Annotated in this window: 17 protein-coding genes; 1 reads left to right on the plus strand and 16 read right to left on the minus strand. The window is 73.1% G+C overall.

The window, feature by feature from the left end; all coding sequences use genetic code 11:
• Positions 1–186 precede the first annotated feature (186 nt).
• From ABT092_RS28295 to rpsB, 5 genes are all read right to left on the minus strand, one after another.
• A complete protein-coding gene (locus ABT092_RS28295; protein ID WP_451363887.1) occupies positions 187–1,500 on the minus strand; it encodes a phosphatidate cytidylyltransferase in 1,314 nt (437 codons plus the stop codon).
• The gene (gene frr / locus ABT092_RS28300; protein WP_351248836.1) at positions 1,500–2,057 is read right to left on the minus strand and encodes a ribosome recycling factor; all 558 of its coding nucleotides are present in this window, start codon (positions 2,055–2,057) and stop codon (positions 1,500–1,502) included. The genes ABT092_RS28295 and frr overlap by 1 nt, the downstream gene beginning before the upstream one ends.
• Before the next feature lie 187 nt (positions 2,058–2,244).
• Positions 2,245–3,030: a UMP kinase gene (pyrH, locus tag ABT092_RS28305; protein ID WP_445396518.1), complete on the minus strand. Its 786-nt coding sequence runs from the start codon at positions 3,028–3,030 to the stop codon at positions 2,245–2,247.
• Between the two features lie 172 nt (positions 3,031–3,202).
• A complete protein-coding gene (tsf, locus tag ABT092_RS28310) occupies positions 3,203–4,039 on the minus strand; it encodes a translation elongation factor Ts (protein ID WP_351248838.1) in 837 nt (278 codons plus the stop codon).
• A gap of 167 nt (positions 4,040–4,206) precedes the next feature.
• The gene (gene rpsB, locus ABT092_RS28315) at positions 4,207–5,124 is read right to left on the minus strand and encodes a 30S ribosomal protein S2 (RefSeq protein ID WP_351248840.1); all 918 of its coding nucleotides are present in this window, start codon (positions 5,122–5,124) and stop codon (positions 4,207–4,209) included.
• A gap of 512 nt (positions 5,125–5,636) precedes the next feature.
• On the opposite strand from rpsB, the gene ABT092_RS28320 reads away from it, so the two are divergent.
• Positions 5,637–6,260 (plus strand): M23 family metallopeptidase, encoded by a 624-nt coding sequence (locus ABT092_RS28320; RefSeq protein WP_351248842.1) that lies wholly within the window; start codon positions 5,637–5,639, stop codon positions 6,258–6,260.
• Between the two features lie 41 nt (positions 6,261–6,301).
• Here the strand turns inward: ABT092_RS28320 and ABT092_RS28325 are convergent, their stop codons facing one another.
• From ABT092_RS28325 to lepB (ABT092_RS28375), 11 genes are all read right to left on the minus strand, one after another.
• Positions 6,302–6,859, minus strand: coding sequence for a TetR/AcrR family transcriptional regulator (locus tag ABT092_RS28325; protein WP_351248844.1), 558 nt, complete (start codon positions 6,857–6,859; stop codon positions 6,302–6,304).
• 132 nt (positions 6,860–6,991) lie between these two features.
• Positions 6,992–7,828, minus strand: coding sequence for an RNA polymerase sigma factor WhiG (whiG, locus tag ABT092_RS28330; RefSeq protein WP_351248846.1), 837 nt, complete (start codon positions 7,826–7,828; stop codon positions 6,992–6,994).
• A gap of 226 nt (positions 7,829–8,054) precedes the next feature.
• Positions 8,055–9,203, minus strand: coding sequence for a DNA-processing protein DprA (gene dprA, locus ABT092_RS28335; protein WP_351248848.1), 1,149 nt, complete (start codon positions 9,201–9,203; stop codon positions 8,055–8,057).
• A complete protein-coding gene (locus ABT092_RS28340) occupies positions 9,203–10,822 on the minus strand; it encodes a YifB family Mg chelatase-like AAA ATPase (protein WP_351248850.1) in 1,620 nt (539 codons plus the stop codon). Before ABT092_RS28340 ends, dprA begins: the two co-directional genes overlap by 1 nt.
• On the minus strand, positions 10,822–11,184 hold the full coding sequence (locus ABT092_RS28345; protein WP_351248852.1) for a YraN family protein: 363 nt from the start codon (positions 11,182–11,184) through the stop codon (positions 10,822–10,824). The genes ABT092_RS28340 and ABT092_RS28345 overlap by 1 nt, the downstream gene beginning before the upstream one ends.
• A gap of 173 nt (positions 11,185–11,357) precedes the next feature.
• A complete protein-coding gene (locus tag ABT092_RS28350) occupies positions 11,358–11,666 on the minus strand; it encodes a DUF2469 domain-containing protein (protein WP_073793326.1) in 309 nt (102 codons plus the stop codon).
• 55 nt (positions 11,667–11,721) lie between these two features.
• Complete coding sequence (locus tag ABT092_RS28355) at positions 11,722–12,258, minus strand: NUDIX hydrolase (RefSeq protein WP_351248855.1); 537 nt, start codon at positions 12,256–12,258, stop codon at positions 11,722–11,724.
• Positions 12,259–12,320: 62 nt separating this feature from the next.
• Entirely contained in the window at positions 12,321–12,989 is a 669-nt protein-coding gene (gene lepB / locus ABT092_RS28360) for a signal peptidase I (protein WP_351248888.1), read from the minus strand.
• A gap of 247 nt (positions 12,990–13,236) precedes the next feature.
• Entirely contained in the window at positions 13,237–14,211 is a 975-nt protein-coding gene (gene lepB, locus ABT092_RS28365) for a signal peptidase I (protein ID WP_351248857.1), read from the minus strand.
• Entirely contained in the window at positions 14,111–15,193 is a 1,083-nt protein-coding gene (gene lepB, locus ABT092_RS28370; protein WP_351248859.1) for a signal peptidase I, read from the minus strand. Before lepB (ABT092_RS28370) ends, lepB (ABT092_RS28365) begins: the two co-directional genes overlap by 101 nt.
• Positions 15,186–15,965: a signal peptidase I gene (lepB, locus tag ABT092_RS28375; RefSeq protein WP_351248861.1), complete on the minus strand. Its 780-nt coding sequence runs from the start codon at positions 15,963–15,965 to the stop codon at positions 15,186–15,188. The genes lepB (ABT092_RS28370) and lepB (ABT092_RS28375) overlap by 8 nt, the downstream gene beginning before the upstream one ends.
• Positions 15,966–16,087: the final 122 nt, after the last annotated feature.

Raw genomic sequence — 16,087 nt, forward strand, 5'->3', positions numbered from 1 at the left:
TCACGCTCCCCACGGCATCCAGCCGCGCAAGAAAACGCTCCCGCAACCCCGCAAGATCATCGCGTCCAACAGCCACGGTCCTCGCAACTCCCACAGATCGCGGGTGTTGCGAGGACCGATAGAACCCAAGGAGGACGGCGGGCCCTTCACTTCGTTCCCGCAGGTCGGATGCTGTGCACCCGGGCATCAGCCCGATCCGACGAACACCACCAGCAGCAGCCACACCACCGGGGCGGTGGGCAGCAGCGAGTCCAGCCGGTCCATGATGCCGCCGTGACCGGGCAGCAGGGTGCCCATGTCCTTGATGCCGAGGTCCCGCTTGATCATGGACTCGCCGAGGTCGCCCAGGGTGGCGCTGACCGCCACCGCGAGGCCCAGCAGCAGTCCCTGCCACCAGGAGCCGCCGTCGATCAGGAACTCCATGCACAGCGCACCCGCGACCATCGCGAAGCCGATCGCCCCGAAGAGCCCCTCGCGGGTCTTTCCCGGGCTGATCCGCGGTGCGAGCTTGTGCGTGCCGAAGCGCCAGCCGACCGCGTAGGCGCCGGTGTCGCTGACGACTGTCAGCACCAGGAAGGTCAGCACCCGCCAGGCACCGTCGTCCGCGGTGAGCAGCAGCGCCACGAACGTCGCCAGGAACGGGACGTAGAAGGTCGCGAAGACCCCCGCCGTCACGTCCCTGAGGTAGCCGTCCGGAGGACGGGCCATCCGCCACACCAGGACCGCGAGCGCGGTGAGCGCGGTAGCCGCCCAGGCTCCCCGGGCACCGCCCGCGTACCCGGCGACGACCATCGCGGCGCCTCCGACCACGAGCGGAACGAGCGGGGCGTCGATGCCCTTGCGTTCCTTCAGCCGGCTGGTCAGCTCCCACAGGCCGACGACGACCGCGACGACGAGGACCCCGACGAACACGGCCTTCACCACGAACAGCGAGGCGGCGATCACCGCACCGAGCCCCAGCCCGACCCCTATGGCGGCGCCCAGGTCCCGTCCCGCGCTCTTCTTCTGCGGGGCGGGGGGCGTCTGGGGGGCGTTGGGCATGGGCTCCTGTGGCATCCGCGGCGCCGTCCGGTGCTGGCCCCGGTCGGCACCGGGTTCCTGCGGGACGCCGCCCGGCGAAGCGGTGCCCCGGCCCTGTGACCCCGCGTCGTCGACGGGCACGACCGGCATGGGCTGGGTCCGCCCCGACCGCACGAGGTCATGCGCATCGTACGCAGGGACGGCCGGCGCCGCCGCTCGACCGCCACCGACGGGGGACGGCGGGCCGGAGACCGGGGCGGGGCGGCGGGCGGCGGGCGCCTCGGGGGGCAGCAGGGCCGCTCCCCGGGCGTCCGCGACGACGGGTCCCGCGGGTGCGGCCCGCGGCGGGACGACACCGCTGCCGTACCCCTGGCCGGACCCGTGGTCCTGGGACGGCCCGTGGCCGGGTCGCTGATCGGTCGGGAGCCCCGGTCCCGCGTGCCCGGCCCGCGAGGACGCTCCCCAGGAAGAGTCGTTCATCAGACTTCGAGCAGCTCGGCTTCCTTGTGCTTCAGCAGCTCGTCCACCTGGGCGACGTACTTGGAGGTGGTGTCGTCCAGCTCCTTCTCGGCGCGGCGGCCCTCGTCCTCGCCGACCTCGCCGTCCTTGACGAGCTTGTCGATCGCTTCCTTGGCCTTGCGGCGCACGGAGCGGATCGAGATCTTGGAGTCCTCCGCCTTGCCCTTGGCGACCTTGATGTAGTCGCGGCGGCGCTCCTCGGTCAGCTCCGGGAAGGTCACCCGGATGATGTTGCCGTCGTTGCTCGGGTTGACGCCGAGGTCCGAGTCCCGGATCGCCTGCTCGATGTTGCGCAGCGCGCTCTTGTCGAACGGGGTCACGATGGCCATGCGCGGTTCGGGCACGGAGAACGAGGCGAGCTGGTTGATCGGCGTCATCGCGCCGTAGTAGTCCGCCACGATCTTGTTGAACATCGCCGGGTGCGCACGGCCGGTGCGGATCGCGGCGAAGTCCTCCTTGGCGACCACGACGGCCTTCTCCATCTTCTCCTCGGCTTCGAGGAGGGTCTCTTCGATCACCACTTGCTCCTGCGTGTCTTGAGTAGGCCCAGCTCCGGTGGTGGGGCCGGCCGCGTCGCGTCTGTCCCCTGCACGGTGTCCGACCGTCAGGGCTTTGTCCATCCCCTGTCCGTGCCACTCGCCCCCCGAGGGGAACCCGGTGGCAGCGCCCTCGGTGGGCACGGACCGGGGGTCGGCTCGGGGGCGGTCAGGCTCCGGCGTGCTGCTCGCCGACCAGGGTGCCGATCTTCTCACCCTTGACCGCGCGTGCGATATTGCCCTCCGCGAGCAACTCGAACACGAGGATGGGCAGCCGGTTGTCGCGGCACAGGGTGATCGCGGTGGCGTCGGCGACCTTCAGGTCCCGGGTGATGACCTCGCCGTAGCCGAGGGAGTCGAACTTCACCGCGTCCGCGTTGGCCTTCGGGTCGGAGTCGTAGACCCCGTCCACGCCGTTCTTCCCCATGAGCAGGGCCTCGGCGTCGATCTCCAGGGCCCGCTGGGCGGCCGTGGTGTCGGTGGAGAAGTACGGCATGCCCATGCCGGCGCCGAAGATGACGACCCGGCCCTTCTCCAGGTGGCGCACGGCCCGCAGCGGGATGTACGGCTCGGCCACCTGCGCCATGGTGATGGCGGTCTGCACCCGGGAGTCGATGCCCTCCTTCTCCAGGAAGTCCTGGAGGGCGAGGCAGTTCATCACGGTGCCCAGCATGCCCATGTAGTCCGAACGGGCACGGTCCATCCCGCGCTGCTGGAGTTCCGCGCCCCGGAAGAAGTTGCCGCCGCCGATGACGACGGCGATCTGGAAGCCGTCACGGACGACCGCGGCGATCTCCCGGGCGATCTTGTGCACCACGTCGGGGTCGACGCCCAGCCCCCCGCCGCCGGCGAACGCCTCGCCGGAAAGCTTCAACATGAACCGCCCGGCGGCCGTGCCGCCGTCGCTTCTCGCGCTCTTCGCGTCCTTCTCGCCGGTCCCGGCCTGGGTGGTCATGGGTTCTCCTCGTGGTGCACATGCGAAGAAGGCCATTGCCGGTGGGTGTGGTGGCAACCCGTGCGCGGCAATGGCCTCCTCGTCAGATCTGCGGTCCTCCGTCGCGTACGCGGTTCGTACGCGGGCGACCCCGTAGACCCTAGCGGGGTCTACGGGCGATCGCGGTAGGGACTCAGATGCCGACCTTGATGCGCGAGAAGCGCTTCAGGGTGACACCGGCCTCGTTCAGGACCTGCTGGACGGACTTCTTGGCGTCGAGCGCGTACGACTGCCCCAGGAGGGTGGCCTCCTTGTAGAAGCCGTTGACGCGACCCTCGACGATCTTCGGGATGGCCGCCTCGGGCTTGCCCTCGTTGCGGGTGGTCTCCTCGGCGACGCGGCGCTCGGCCTCGACGACCTCGGCCGGGACGTCCTCGCGGGCGAGGTACTTCGGCGCGAAGGCGGCGATGTGCTGCGCGATGCCCTTGGCGACCTCGGCGTTCGGGGCGTCCAGCTCGACCAGGACGCCGATCTGCGGGGGCAGGTCGGGCATGGTGCGGTGCATGTACGCGGTGACGTAGGCGCCGGAGAACTGCGCGAAGCGGTCGAGGACGATCTTCTCGCCGAGGTTGGCGTTGGCCTCGTCCACGTACGCCTGCACGGTCTTGCCGGGCTCGATCTCGGAGGCCAGCAGGGCCGCGATGTCGGCCGGCGAGGTGGCGGCGACGTGCGCGGCCAGCGCGTTGGCGACGGCCTGGAACTTCTCGCCCTTGGCGACGAAGTCCGTCTCGCACTTCAGCTCCAGGATGACCCCGGAGGTGTTGTCGTCGGCGATGACGGAGACCACGGCGCCGTTCTCGGCGGAGCGGCCCTCACGCTTGGCGACGCCCTTCTGGCCCTTGACGCGGAGCAGCTCCACGGCCTTCTCGACGTTGCCGTCGGCCTCGTCGAGAGCCTTCTTGCAGTCCATCATGCCGGCGCCGGTGAGCTCGCGGAGCTTCTTGACGTCGGCGGCGGTGTAGTTCGCCATGAGTCTGAAATCTTTCTCGAAGTCTGGGAGATCGAGGACCTGCGGACGGTCGACGGCCGAGGGGCCGGGACCGCCGCGCGGGTCCGGATCCGGAGGGCGGGTGACGGCGGGGCGGAGGTGTGCCCTCCCGCCCCGCCGTGCGCCCTTCAGATCCTCGGCCGGGTGGGTCAGCCCTGCTCGGCGGCGGGGGCCTCGGCGGCCGGCGCCTCGGTGGCGGGGGCCTCCGCGGCCGGCGCCTCGGCGACGGGGGTCTCCGCGGCCGGCTCGGCGGCGGGGGCCTCGGCCGGAGCGGCCTCGTCGGCCTTCTTCTCGCCCTCGAGCAGGTCGCGCTCCCACTCGGCGAGCGGCTCGCCGGCGGCCTTGTCGCCCGGCTTCGAGTCACCGGTGGCGACGCCGGAGCGGGCGATGAGGCCCTCGGCGACGGCATCGGCGATCACACGGGTGAGCAGCGTGACGGAGCGGATCGCGTCGTCGTTGCCCGGGATCTTGTAGTCGACCTCGTCGGGGTCGCAGTTGGTGTCCAGGATCGCCACGACCGGGATGTTCAGCTTGCGGGCCTCGCCGACGGCGATGTGCTCCTTCTTGGTGTCCACGATCCAGACGGCGCTGGGCACCTTCTGCATCTCGCGGATACCGCCGAGGGTCTTCTCCAGCTTGGCCTTCTCGCGCGAGAGCACGAGGAGTTCCTTCTTGGTCAGACCGGACGCGGCGACGTCCTCGAAGTCGATCTGCTCCAGCTCCTTGAGCCGCTGCAGACGCTTGTAGACGGTCGAGAAGTTGGTGAGCATGCCGCCCAGCCAGCGCTGGTTGACGAAGGGCATGCCGACGCGGGTGGCCTGCTCGGCGATGGCCTCCTGCGCCTGCTTCTTGGTGCCGACGAACATGACCGTGCCGCCGTGGGCGACGGTCTCCTTGACGAACTCGAAGGCGCGGTCGATGTACGACAGCGACTGGAGCAGGTCGATGATGTAGATGCCGTTGCGCTCGGTGAAGATGAAGCGCTTCATCTTCGGGTTCCAGCGACGGGTCTGGTGACCGAAGTGGACGCCGCTCTCCAGCAGCTCCCGCATCGTGACGACGGCCATGGCCGTGTTCTCCTTGGTACTCGGTTGTCGCGTCCGCCGGACGGCGATCGCGCCTGACGCCCCGGTGCGCCGTGCCACGAAGGACCGAGGGGCGCGGACACCGCCACACTGCGGGGGCGGATGTCGGGGCGTGCGAAGTCGACCCGGTGACCCGGGTCGCCACAGAAAGTGTACGGGACCCTGAACCTTCCGGGTGACGCCCCTGTCCACAACCGGCGGGTTGTCCACAGATCGTCCGCCGTCGCCCCACGGAACGTGTCGAACCGGCACCGTGGAGGGGCGGCCCGACGCCTCCTTCGGCACGGGTGCCCTGTTCGGGCGGCGGGCCCGCGGAGCACGCGGCACGGGCGTGTCGGGCACGGCGGATCGGGGGTAGGGGCATGCGTCGGTGCGGGCGACGGAGCGGTGATCGGGGGGCACGGCCGCGGTTCACGGCTCGGGCGGGGCGGATCGGGAGGGGAGCGCTCGCCGCGTCGGCACTGGCGGTCCTGCTCGTCCCGGTCGGGGCGGGAGTGGTCACGGGACCGCCGCCCCCGCCGCGGAGCGGGGCCTTCGGCCTCGCCGGCACCACGGACGCCCCGGGGTCGGCGGGCCCGACCGACGACGGGCGGGCGGCGGGTTCCGGGGACGGGCCCGCCGGGAGCCCGGCGGCGGCCGGGGCGCCCGTGGTGGCGGTGGCGTGGCCGCTGGCGCCGCGCCCCCGGGTCGTGCGGGGCTGGGAGCCGCCGCCCACCCCGTACGCGGCGGGCCATCGCGGAGTGGACCTCTCCGCGGCGGCGGGGGCGGCGGTGCGGGCCGTGGCGCCGGGTCGGGTGGTGCACGCCGGGCCGGTCGGGGGCCGGGGCGTGGTCGTCGTGGAGCTGAGCGGCACGGGCACCCCGCCGCTGCGCCTCACCCACGAACCGGTGCGGCCCGAGGTGCGGCGCGGCGATCGCGTGGCGCCCGGGGACGTCCTCGGGCGGCTGGAGCCGACCGGTTCGCACTGCACCGATCCGTGCCTGCACTGGGGGCTGCGCCGGGAGCGGAGCTACCTCGACCCGCTGTCGATCCTCGCGCCGCACCTGCTGCGCGGGGCCGCGCCGCGGCTGCTGCCCCTGGCTCCGGCGGTGCCCGTCGCCTCCCGGGCCGCGGGGTGACCGGCAGCGCCGCCCGGGACGGGCCCGGGCGGCGGAGGGGGTCAGCCCCGGATGCCGCGCAGGGCCATGGCGACCGCGGCGTCCGCGATCTCGACGGGGTCCTCCACCGCGCCGAACTCGACCCGGCGGGCCGCCGCGTCGACGATGCCCTGGAGGAGCATCGCCGCGAGCCGCGGCTGGTCGTGGCCCGTGTCGCGCAGGGCTTCGGCGAGCATCGTCACCAGCCCGCCGTGGGCGGCGCGGATCTTCTCCCGCGCCCCGTCGTCGAGCTCGCTCGCGGAGATCGCGACGACGGCGCGGTGCCGCCGGTCCCCGACCAGGTCGAGTTGGCGGCGCACATACGCCTCGATCTTGCCCTCGGGGCCCTCGGCGAGCGCCATCGCGCCCTCGACCTCGGCGGCCCAGACCGGGAAGTCCACCGCGCACAGTTCCTCGACCACGGCCGCGCGCGACTTGAAGTACTCGTACACCGAGGACCGGGCGAGTCCGGTGCGCTCGGCGAGGGCGGGGAAGGACAGGGCTTCCGTTCCCCCTTCGGACAGCAGGGACCGCGCGGCGTCCAGCAGGGCGGCACGCTGCATCGAACGGTGCTCGGCCACGGAGGCCGCTCGAATCCTTGGCACCCCTCCACTCTACGGACGCCCCGGCCGACAGGGGAGTCCGTGTCCCCCTTCGGCACGTCGCCGAGACCCTCGGGGGCCGGGTGGCGGCGGGCGGGGACGGGGGCGCGGTCAGCGACCGAATCCGGCCAATTTGGCGCGGAGCTGGAGGACGGACTTGGTGTGGATCTGGCTGACCCTGCTCTCGGTGACTCCGAGCACCAGACCGATCTCGGCCAGGGTGAGGCCCTCGTAGTAGTAGAGGGTGACGACCGTCTTCTCGCGGTCGGGCAAGGTGTTGATGGCACGGGCGAGGAAGCGGCGCAGCTCGCGGTCCTCGGCGATCTCGACCGGGTTGTCGGCTGCGGTGTCCTCCAGGGTGTCCATGAAGCTGAGGCTGCCGCCGCCCTCGCCGCCGACGTGCAGCAGTTCCTCCAGGGCGACCACGTTGGCGAGGGACAACTGGCTGAAGACGCCGTGCAGTTCCTCTAGGGGGATGCCCATCTCGGCGGCCACCTCGCCTTCGGTGGGGGTGCGCCGGAGTTGGGCCTCCAGGGCGGCGTAGGCGCGTTCCACGTTGCGGAACTTCTGCCGGACCGACCGGGGGATCCAGTCCAGGGCGCGCAACTCGTCGATCATCGCGCCACGGATGCGGGTGATCGCATAGGTCTCGAACTTGATCGACCGTTCGATGTCGAACTTCTCGATCGCGTCGATCAGCCCGAAGACCCCGGAGGACACGAAGTCCGCCTGCTCCACGTTGGACGGCAACCCCACGCTCACCCGGCCGGCGACGTACTTGACCAGCGGCGAGTAGTGCAGGATCAGCTGCTCGCGCAGCCGGTCGTCCCCCGTCTCCTTGTACGACCTCCACAACTCGTCGAGCGTCGAAGGGGCGGGAGGCCGCACGCTCCCGTGGGCAGCGGGGGGAGCAGCTGCCCGGTCGGACCCAGAAGTGTGCTGGGGCATTCGTCGCCTTGTGCCGTTCTGCCGTGAACTGGGTGGGAATCCTTGTGAGCGTAGCGTGACTGGAGTGTCGCGGTGTGCGAAGGCTCTGGGATCATCTGTGCGCAGATACGTTCCGTTGGTGGCCCGAGCGGGGCGCGAGCGTTGCTCTGGGTGACGCTCGGTCTTCCTCCTCCGTCCTTGATACACATGGTCACGGCACGCCTGTGGGTGATCCCCGGCCCGGCCCTCACGCTCCGTGCCGGGCGCGATCGGGACCGTCCCGCATTCGGCGTGTCAACTGCCAGCCGTCGCCGTGTCGTTCGACGAACCCCAGGGAGTGAAGCTCGTACAACCGGCCGATCGCCTCGTCCTCGGTGGTCGCCGCGGCCCGGGCGATGTCCCGCGGATGGCGGGCGCCCCGGGCCGGCAGGACGGCGAGGACCTGCTCCGCGGCGGAGGCCAGCAGGTCCCTGGGCACCACGTGACCGCGCCGCGGGGGCGCGAGTTCGCCCATGGCACCGACGAGTTCGATCACCTCGGCCGCGTCGTTGACCAGAACGGCCTGGTCCCGCAGGAGTTCGTGGACGCCTTCGGACAGCGCGCTCGTCACCGGGCCCGGTACGCCCATCACCGCCCGGCCGAGCCGTCCGGCGCGGCGGGCGGTGGCCAGGGCCCCGCTGCGGACGGCGGCCTCGACGACGACGGTGCCCCGGGTGAGCGCGGCGATCACCCGGTTGCGCAGGACGAAACGACGGGCGGTGGGATGGTCGCCCGGCGGCAACTCGCCCACCAGCAAACCCTGTTCGGCGATCCGATCGAGCAGGGCGCGGTGTCCCGGCGGGTAGGTCCGGTCGAGGCCGCAGGCCAACACCGCCACGGTGGCGCCGCCGCGGCCGAGGGTCCCCCGGTGGGCGGCGCCGTCGATGCCGTACGCCCCGCCGGAGACGACGATCCAGCCCCGGACCGCGAGGTCGGCGGCGAGCCCCGCGGCGACGTGCGCGCCGTACTCGGTGCAGGCCCGGGCACCCACCACGGCCACCGAACGCAGGGCCCACAGCCGGAGGTCCGGCGTACCGCGCACCCAGAGGCCGATCGGGCGGGCGTCCCCGAGGTCGTCGAGTTGGGCGGGCCATTCCGGGTCGCCGGGGCACAGGAAGCGGATGCCCGCCCCCCGGGCCAGGGCCAGGTCCGCCTCGGGGGACATCCGTTCGGCCCGGGACCGCAACCCGGTCCAGCGCCGGGCCGAGACCCCGGGCAGGGGGTCGCCGGTGCCGGCGAGCCGGCGGGCGACCTCCACCGCTCCGTACCGCCGCAGCCAACCGCCGCCGACCTCGTCGCCCGGTTCGATCGCCCGGGTCAGGGCCGCCCGCGCCCGTCGCTCGGCGTCCGCCGTCATCACCGGCCCCCGAGGACGCGGGGGCGGCCGACCGCGGTGCCGGTGCGCAGCTGGAGCGCGAGCGCCGCGTCGGCGGCGTCCGGCCGGTCGTGGCCCGCGAGGTCGGCCACGGTCCAAGCGACCCGGAGCACCCGGTCGAGGCCGCGGGCGGTGAGCAGCCCCTGCTCCAACCGCTGCTCGGCCTCGTCCAGGGCACCCGGCCCGGCCCGCCACCGGGTGCGCAGCTCATGGCCGGGAACCTGCCCGTTGGTCCGCCAGGGGGTGTCCGCGTACCGGGCGGCGGCCCGCTCCCTGGCCCCGCGCACCCGCTCGGCGACCGTCCGGGTGGACTCGCCGCGTTCCCCCACGGCGGCGAGTTCGGCCCGGGTCACCGCCTCGACCCGGACCCGCAGGTCGACCCGGTCCAGCAGCGGCCCGGACAACCGGGCCTGGTAGCGCCGGACGACGGACGAGGGGCACTCGCAGCCGGCGCCCCGCTGGCCGAACCGTCCGCAGGGACAGGGGTTGGCGGCGAGCACCATGGTGAACGTCGCCGGCATGCGGACCGCCCCCGCACTACGGGCGATGACCACCCGGCCGGACTCCAGCGGTTGCCGCAGGGCGTCGAGGACGTGCCCGCCGAACTCGGCGCACTCATCCAGAAAGAGGACTCCACGATGAGCGAGGGAAACCGCCCCCGGTCGGGCGGTGCCCCGCCCGCCGCCGACCAGGGCCTGCATGGTGGAGGAGTGGTGCGGGGCGCAGTAGGGCGGGTGCTCGACCAGCGGACGGTCCGCGGGCAGCGCACCGGCCACCGAGTGGATCGCGGTGACCTCCAGCGACTCGGCGCGGGTGAGCGGGGGCAGCAGGGTGGGCAGCCGTTCGGCCAGCATCGTCTTGCCCGCACCCGGCGGGCCCTGGAGGTAGACGTGGTGTCCCCCGGCCGCGGCGATCTCCATCGCGGTGCGCGCCGTGCGCTGACCGACCACATCGGCCAGGTCGGGCTGGTGCTCCCGGTGACCGGGCCGGGCCGTGAGTCCGCCGACGAAGCCCTCCCCGGGCAGCAGGAGCCCGGCGAGCGCCGGCTCCGGACGGCCCGGGTCGTCCGGCTCCTCCTCCGGCACCGGTGCGTCGGTGAGGACCGCGATGAGTTGGCGCAGGCTGCGCACCCCGAGGACCGCGACGCCGGGCACCAGGGACGCCTCGGCGGCGGAGCACTCCGGGACGACCACTTGCCGGTACCCGGCGTCCGCCGCCGCCAGCACCGCCGGCAGGACGCCCCGCACCGGGCGCACCCGACCGTCGAGGCCCAGCTCGCCGACCATCACCAGGTCCGCCAGGACCCGCGGATCGATGCACTCCGCCGCGCCCAGCACGGCGCTCGCCACCGCGAGGTCGAAGCCCGAGCCTGCTTTGGGCACCGAGGCCGGGCTGAGCCCGACCGTCAGCTTCCGCTGGGGCCAGGGAGCGCCCGAGTTGGAGACCGCCGCCCGCACCCGGTCCCGGCTCTCGACCAGGCTCTTGTCCGGGAGGCCCACCAGGGCGAAGGACGCGACGCCCGGTTCCAGATCGGCCTGGACCTCGACCACGACCCCTTCGACGCCCACCAGCGCCACCGAGCACGTCCGCGCGAAGCCCATCAGACCGCTCCCCGCACGTGCTCCACCCGGGGCGCGCCGCGGCGGGGCAACAGCACCCCGAACACGTCGATGCGCACCCCGCCCGGCGGGACGCCCCCGTGCGTCTGGAGCCAGCGGTCGGCGAGCTCCCGCAACCGCTCCGCCTTCTCGGGCGTCACCCCCGCCAACGGTTGCTGGAAGGAGTGCTCCCGTCGGGTCTTCACCTCGCAGACCACCAGGACGTCCCCGTCCCTGGCCACGATGTCGAGTTCCCCGACCCGGCCGCAGCGCCAGTTGCGCGCCAGGACCGTCCAGCCCTCCTCCGTCAGCCGCCGGGCGGCGACGTCCTCCCCGTACCTGCCGAGCGCGCCCCGTGCGTTCATGTCGGCACCACCTCCGCGACCCACGGTGAGGCAGCGACGGCCATCTCGTGGATCTTGGTGGACAACCCGGTGCCTGTGGACAACCGCGTCACTCGATCGAGTGGGTTTCGCGGAGGGAGCAGCGGGCCGGGCGTCGGCCGTTCCCGGGGCGGCTGCGGCGGGGGCGCCCCGGGTCAGCTGCCCGGCAGCTCCAGGTCGCTCTTGTTGAGCTCCTCGATGTTGACGTCCTTGAAGGTCAGGACCCGGACCTGCTTCACGAAGCGGGCCGGGCGGTACATGTCCCACACCCAGGCGTCCGCCATGGTCACCTCGAAGAACACCTCGCCCTGGACCGAGTGCACCTGCATCTCGTAGTCGTTGGTGAGGTAGAAGCGCCGCTCGGTCTCGATCACGTACGTGAACAGCCCGACGACGTCGCGGTACTCCCGGTAGAGCTTCAGCTCCATCTCGGTCTCGTACTTCTCGAGGTCCTCGGCGCTCATGGCATGTTCCCCTTCAGCCGTGCGTCCCCCCATTGTGCGCCAGCCCCACGGGGCCCTAGACGATTTCGGTGTCCAGGACCTCGGGCTCGGCCGGGGGGCCTTCGTCGAGCAGCCTGCGCAGCAGCCCGGCGAGTTTGGTCGGGTACACCGTCTCATGCGTACCGGCCAGTTCCCGGCACGTCCACCAACGTGATCCCGAGACGCTGCGGCGTTCCAGTTCGGTGAGTCCCGTCCCCCCGGTCGCCTGCTGGGCGGTGCGGGCGAGGTAGTACCACTCGTCCTGGTCCCAGCGGCGGCCGGCGAAGGGGAACGAGCAGGCCCGGCGCCACAGCAGGGGCCCCAGGGCCACCTCCGTGATGCCCGTCTCCTCGGCCAGTTCCCGCAGCGCGGCCCGCTCCAGGCTCTCCTCGCCCTCCACGCCCCCGCCGGGGGTGAACCACCAGCGCTCGGCCGGATCGTCGGGCTCGTGGCCGTGCAGCAGCAGCACCCGGTCCTGCGGATCGAGCAGCACCACCCGGGCCACCCACCGGGGCCCCGCCCCGGGCTCCACGGGCTCGTCGGTGGTCCGCGCGTCCCTCGGTGCTCCGCCCATCCGCGTTCCCGCCCTCCCTGCCGGTGGGACCACCGTATAGCTCCGTCGCCCAGCCGCCGGAGTCACCCCGTGCGACGGGCCGCGAGCCGGCGGGCGAGCGGGCCGTGGGCGGCGCCCCCGAACACCAGGACCGCGCCCACCAACGCGGACGCCGTCAGTGGGCGCAGCGGTCCGGGTGCGGAGACCCCGCCGGGCAGCGCGGCGAAGGCGGCCGGGCGGGCCAGCGTCGCGGGCGGCCAGACGACCGCGTCGACCCGCGCCACCACCGCGTCGCCCGGCACCGTGCCGCCGTCCCCGTCCCGCAGCCGGGCGGCCGAGTCCAGGGAGCCGCCCCGGGCGTCCCCCAGCAGGAACAACCGGCCCGCGGGCACGACGGTGGACGGGAGGGAAGTGACCGCGGCCGGACGGCCGGCGGGAAGGTAGGGCTCGTCCAGGGCGGTTCCGTTGACGGTGAGCCGGCCGTCCGCACAGCAGGCGACCGTGTCGCCGCTGACCGCGACGACCCGTTTGACCAGCGGCAGGTCGCTCCAGTCGGGGTGGGAGAAGACGACGACGTCCCCGCGGCGGACCCGGTCCCCGTCGATGCGCTGGGCGAGCAGGCGGTCCCCGGCCTCGACGGTCGGCGCCATGGAGGGGGTGGGCACGGTGTAGGGCCGGTAGACCACGGCGCCCCAGACGGCCGCGCCGAGGAACAGCACGCTGCCGAGGGCCACTGCCGCGCCGGAGATCAGGGCGCCGGGGGCCCTGGGCGGGCGCGGGACGTCCCGGGCCGTCCGACCGCTGTCGCCCCTCGTCCGCTCCCCACCGTGCACGGTCGCCCCCGATCGCCGTTCGCACCGCTCCCGTGTCCTGGCGCACCGATGCGGCAGGCCCCCCGGGTCGGCCCGACTGGACGGCACCCTAGCCGCCCGTGGGCCCGCGTGCCTCGGGCCCCGGCCACGGCGACTGCCGTGACCGGGGCCCGAGATCGAGCGGAACTCAGACGGCGGACCGTCGGGCCGCTGCCTGAGATCCGACGGCGGAGCGTCGGGCAGCCGCCCTGCGGCGCCAGAGCACGATCGGCAGCGCACCGGCGAGACCCAGCGCGCCGGGGGCCGCGCCGAGGGCGGCGCTCAGATGGGGCTGGTCGAAGGTCTCGGGGACGGGGAGCGTGGACCAGCGGCTGGGGGGCCAGGCGATCACCACGGCGCGACCGACGACCTCCTTGACCGGGACGAAGCCCTGGTTCTTGTCCTGCTGGTGGTAGCGGGAGTCGAGGGAGTCCTGACGGTGGTCGCCCATGACCCACACCTTGCCCTCGGGCACCTTCTTCTTGAACTGGCCGCCGCCCTCGTCCACGCTGCACGGGGTGTTGCCGGGGAAGACGTAGGGCTCGTCCAGGGGCTTTCCGTTGAGCAGGAGGGGGCCGGTGCCCTTGCACTCGACGGTGTCGCCGGCGACGCCGATGACCCGCTTGATCAGGTCCTTCTCCTCGACGGAGGGCATCAGGCCGATCCTGCCCAGCCAGGTCTGGAGGAAGTTGGCCTGCGGGATGGGCTCGCCGTCCAGCCAGCCTGCGGGGTCGTGGAAGACGATGACCTCGCCGCGCTCCGGTTCGGAACCGAACCACGGCGTCAGCTTGTCCACCAGGACCCGGTCGCCCTCCTGGAGGGTGTTCTGCATGGACGCCGAGGGGATGGAGAACGCCTGCACCAGGAAGGTCTTGATCACCAGTGCCAGCACCAGGGCGATGCCGATGAGCAGGGGCAGTTCCTTCCAGAAGGAACGCTGCTTCTTCGGACCGCCGCGGCGCCCTCCGGTCCCTTCCGTCAGTTCCTCGCCCTCGGGCCCGCCGTCCTGCTGCGCCGTGGGTTCAGCTCCCGGGGCGCCCGCCGGCGGGAGTCCGCCCGAGCGCTCGGGGCGCTCCTCGGGGCCCCCGTGACCGGAACGTGCGCCGACCGCCACATCCCCCACATCCACTCCTCAGTCCGTAGCGGTGCCCGCCCCATCCGTGGTGCAGGCCCATCACTCCCATAACGAGCGGGAGTTCCGCAGGGGTCGGGAGGGGGATCATTCCGTTGTGATCCGCGGTGGACACCCTATGCGACGCGGGCTGCACGGGCACCGTGCCGCCGCCGGCCCGGTCGCCGCCGGAGGCCGCGGGCGGATCGGGCACCGAGGCGAAGGCGCCCGGCTCGGCCAGGCGTCGCCAGTTGCCGACCGGCCAGGCGATGACCAGGGCGCGGCCCACCACGCTCTCCTGCGGGATCGTGCCGTCGCCGGGGCCGGCACGGTGGTAGCGGGAGTCCGCGGAGTTGGCGCGGTGGTCGCCCATGACCCACAGGCGTCCCGGCGGAACCTTCACTTCGAACGTCATTTCGGAGGGTTTGTTCCCCGGCTTCACATAGGGCTCGTCGAGCGGTGCGCCGTTGACGGTGATCCGACCGTCCGCGTCGCAGCACACCACCGTGTCCCCTCCGATGGCGACCACCCGCTTGATCAGGTCCTGTTGGTCGCTGGAGGGCAGCAGTCCGATCCAGCCGAGGGCCCGTTTGACCTGTTTGACGACGACCGGGTCGTCGTCCGGGGGCGGCGCCTCGTCGGCCAACCAGCCCCCGGGGTCCTCGAACACGACGACGTCCCCGCGTTCGGGGGTGCCGCCGAACCAGGGCGTCAGTTTGTCGACCAGCACCCGGTCCCCGATCCGGATGGTCTGCTCCATGGAACCGGACGGGATGACGAACGCCTGGACCAGGAAGGTCTTCAGGACCAGGGCGATCAACGCCGCCGCCCCCAGCAGCAGCGGTATCTCCCGGAGGGCGGAGCGACGGCGACGGCGCTGCACCTTGCGGGCGAGCCGGCGCCGCTCGGCGCGGCCGGGGCCGGATGCCCCCGGCCCGGTGGGTATCGGGGGGTCGCCGCCCGGGCCGCGGCGGGGGCGGCCCCGTCTACCCATGGCCGTCGCCGGCCGGGGCGGGCACCCGGGCGAAACCGTCCGGGCGGTCGATTCCGGTGAGCCGGCCGAACGGCCAGGTGATCCACTCGGCCCGCCCGATCACCGCGTCCTGCGGGACCATGCCGCCACCGGGGCGCCCGAGGTGGTCGCGGGAGTCGCTGGAGGCCGAGCGGTGGTCACCGAGCAGGAAGAGCCGCTCGGGCGGCACGACCACGTCGAAGGGGACCCGGGAGGGGCGGTCGCCGGGACGGAGGTAGGGCTCGTCCACGGCCCGGCCGTTGACCTCGATCCGACCCGTCCGGTCGCAGCAGACCACGCGGTCGCCCCCGGTGCCGATGACCCGCTTGATGTAGTCGGCGTCGCCGAAGTACCCGGTGCCGTCGAAGACGACCACGTCCCCGCGCTGCGGCTCCGAGCCCAGGTAGGCCAACTTGTTGACGAGGACGCGGTCCCCGGAGCGCAATCCGGGCTCCATGGAGGAGCTGGGGATCGCGAAGGGCTTCAGGACGAAGGTGGTGACCAGCAGCAGGAGGGCCAACAGGATCAGCACGGCGAGGGTGAGCCGGCCGCCGGGCAGCCACTCGGCGAGCGGTGGGCGGCGGTCGCCGGGTCCTGTCCCCTCGGCCTCTGCGGCGGGAACGCCCGGGGGGTCGACGGGTTCGGGGGAAACGGAACGCGACCGCTCCCCCGGGTCCTCCGGCTCCGGAACGGGTCCGGTGGCCGGTCGGTGGGGGGAACGGTCGCGTTCCGATCGCTGGGCTGCGGTGTCCATCGGTGCCCGATGGTATCCGGCACCGATGAGAACCCGCGGGCGCATGCGGCCGTGACACCCGTCACCCGGTCCCTGCCGGACGCCTACGGCGCCGGCCGGGAAGCCGTGCGAGCGGGAGCCGA

This window comes from Streptomyces sp. NPDC002490, assembly GCF_040296045.1.
Taxonomy (GTDB): Bacteria; Actinomycetota; Actinomycetes; order Streptomycetales; family Streptomycetaceae; genus Streptomyces.

What these genes read in the sequence shown, in the direction of transcription:
- tsf (WP_351248838.1), bottom strand. Translation starts at nt 4,039, where the DNA reads ATGGCGAACTACACCGCCGCCGACGTCAAGAAGCTCCGCGAGCTCACC.
- ABT092_RS28345 (WP_351248852.1), bottom strand. Translation starts at nt 11,184, where the DNA reads ATGAACGCACGGGGCGCGCTCGGCAGGTACGGGGAGGACGTCGCCGCC.
- ABT092_RS28340 (WP_351248850.1), bottom strand. Translation starts at nt 10,822, where the DNA reads ATGGGCTTCGCGCGGACGTGCTCGGTGGCGCTGGTGGGCGTCGAAGGG.
- ABT092_RS28355 (WP_351248855.1), bottom strand. Translation starts at nt 12,258, where the DNA reads ATGGGCGGAGCACCGAGGGACGCGCGGACCACCGACGAGCCCGTGGAG.
- pyrH (WP_445396518.1), bottom strand. Translation starts at nt 3,030, where the DNA reads ATGACCACCCAGGCCGGGACCGGCGAGAAGGACGCGAAGAGCGCGAGA.
- rpsB (WP_351248840.1), bottom strand. Translation starts at nt 5,124, where the DNA reads ATGGCCGTCGTCACGATGCGGGAGCTGCTGGAGAGCGGCGTCCACTTC.
- whiG (WP_351248846.1), bottom strand. Translation starts at nt 7,828, where the DNA reads ATGCCCCAGCACACTTCTGGGTCCGACCGGGCAGCTGCTCCCCCCGCT.
- ABT092_RS28350 (WP_073793326.1), bottom strand. Translation starts at nt 11,666, where the DNA reads ATGAGCGCCGAGGACCTCGAGAAGTACGAGACCGAGATGGAGCTGAAG.
- lepB (WP_351248859.1), bottom strand. Translation starts at nt 15,193, where the DNA reads ATGGGTAGACGGGGCCGCCCCCGCCGCGGCCCGGGCGGCGACCCCCCG.
- lepB (WP_351248861.1), bottom strand. Translation starts at nt 15,965, where the DNA reads ATGGACACCGCAGCCCAGCGATCGGAACGCGACCGTTCCCCCCACCGA.
- dprA (WP_351248848.1), bottom strand. Translation starts at nt 9,203, where the DNA reads ATGACGGCGGACGCCGAGCGACGGGCGCGGGCGGCCCTGACCCGGGCG.
- ABT092_RS28295 (WP_451363887.1), bottom strand. Translation starts at nt 1,500, where the DNA reads ATGAACGACTCTTCCTGGGGAGCGTCCTCGCGGGCCGGGCACGCGGGA.